The sequence below is a fragment of the Alcanivorax sp. HI0044 genome (genome assembly GCF_001634945.1).
The window spans coordinates 1-1127 of record NZ_LWEZ01001762.1 but is presented as its reverse complement, the minus strand read 5'-3'; the positions used below and the strand labels follow the sequence as shown (position 1 = coordinate 1127).

1 protein-coding gene and 1 pseudogene are annotated in these 1127 nt (G+C 59.6%); one reads left to right on the top strand and one right to left on the bottom strand.

All coding sequences use genetic code 11. The features are described 5' to 3' along the window. Positions 1-30: 30 nt before the first annotated feature. Positions 31-741 (top strand): electron transport complex subunit E, encoded by a 711-nt coding sequence (locus A3730_RS26360; RefSeq protein ID WP_063519320.1) that lies wholly within the window; start codon positions 31-33, stop codon positions 739-741. Positions 742-932: 191 nt separating this feature from the next. Here A3730_RS26360 and A3730_RS32275 read toward each other — a convergent pair. Beyond that, positions 933-1127: pseudogene (locus A3730_RS32275) on the bottom strand (hypothetical protein); the annotation flags it as partial.

Sequence of the window (1127 nt, the reverse complement as noted above, 5' to 3'; positions counted from 1 at the left end):
CTTACATTGGACCGCTTTGGGAGTGACTGAATGAGTAAATCCTACCGTGAGCTGGCACTGGACGGCTTGTGGAATAACAACCCGGCCACCGTACAGATTCTTGGCCTGTGCCCCTTGCTCGCGGTCACCGGTTCCGTGGTCAACGCCATGGGACTGGGCCTGGCGACCCTGGTAGTGCTGATGGGCTCCAACGCCTGTGTCTCGCTGATTCGTCATTACGTCACTGATGCGGTGCGTCTGCCCGCCTTCGTGATGATTATCGCCGCCATGGTGACGGTGATCGAAATGCTGATGCAGGCCTACACGTTCGAACTGTACGAAATCCTCGGCATCTTCATTCCGCTGATCGTGACCAACTGCGCCGTGCTCGGCCGCGCCGACGCGTTCGCCAGCAAGAATGCCGTGCTGCCCTCCATGGTGGACGGCTTTATGATGGGCCTGGGTTTCCTGGTAATCCTGCTGATTCTCGGCGGCATGCGTGAACTGGTGGGCCAGGGCACCCTGTTCACCAACATGCAGCTGCTGTTCGGGCCCATGGCGGCCAACTGGGAACTCACTGTCATCGACAACTACGGCGGCTTCCTGCTGGCCATACTGCCCCCCGGCGCCTTCCTGGGCCTGGGCTTGATCATCGCCGGCAAGAACGTCATCGACAAACGCCTCAAGGAAGTCCAGAAGCGCAAAGCCAGTGACGAACCCAAGGTCAGCCGTCGGGTGCGCACCACCGGGAAAGTCAGTTAAGCGCACCACTGCACCCGTGTAGGAGCGTCGCCGGCGGCGCGATAACAGCAGTCGCGAGAAGCGAGAAGCGAGTTTCGAAGAACAAAACCTCATAGAGCGGAAATTTCAGGTTTTCGCGACTCGAAACTCGTGCCTCGAAACTACGTTATCCCGCTCCTACGGCAATCGTTTTCGCGGCTCGAGCGCCGCTCCTACAGCACCAACCCTGCCACCAACAACGCCACCGCCACCAACCCATGCGGTAGAAACACGTGGCGCCAGCGCAGGATGCGTAACAGCTCTTTCATGCCGCCGGCGCGGCGGCTGCGTTCCCAGCTATCGGCGCTCTGGAAGGGGACGATTTCGTCCACTTCGCCACGAAAATGCGCTTCGATTTTTTCGATACG